The sequence below is a fragment of the Mesorhizobium sp. M4B.F.Ca.ET.089.01.1.1 genome (genome assembly GCF_004022605.1).
GTDB lineage: Bacteria > Pseudomonadota > Alphaproteobacteria > Rhizobiales > Rhizobiaceae > Mesorhizobium > Mesorhizobium abyssinicae.
Genome location: NZ_RZOS01001548.1, coordinates 1 through 400 on the forward strand (window position 1 = coordinate 1; position 400 = coordinate 400).

At 63.8% G+C, this 400-nt stretch carries 1 pseudogene; it reads left to right on the top strand.

The annotated features are described in order from the left end of the window. Nucleotides 1-137: 137 nt before the first annotated feature. Nucleotides 138-400 (top strand): annotated as a pseudogene (locus tag EN780_RS40225) (hypothetical protein); the annotation flags it as partial.

The following is a 400-nucleotide window of genomic DNA, read 5'->3' on the forward strand; positions in this document are numbered from 1 at the left end:
AATGGATGCCGGAGCGATCGCTTCATCCAAGCGGATTTCTCGCGCAGGTCATCGACGCGGCCGAGGCAGATCCGATGCGCCGAATGCAGCTCCGGCGGCTAACTATGCTTTGGGGGGATCGGTCGCCCGAAATTGGGGTGACCGAGCATGCGAACGGGACGAAGTCCGTCGCCGGCGTCAACGAAGGTATTTTCGACAGTTTCAATTTGCCCTGGCTGGGCGAGGGTCTCGAGGTTAACACCGGCGACACCCCGCAACCGCCCAAACCATCTGAGCCGCCCCCTCCGGCAACAGGGCCGTCGGGTACCGACACCGAACCTTCAACGGCAAAGCCGACGCCATCGTCCGTCGTCAAGATCCCTACTTCCCCCTCGCCGCGCCAACCCGGCGTGCCGCAGAC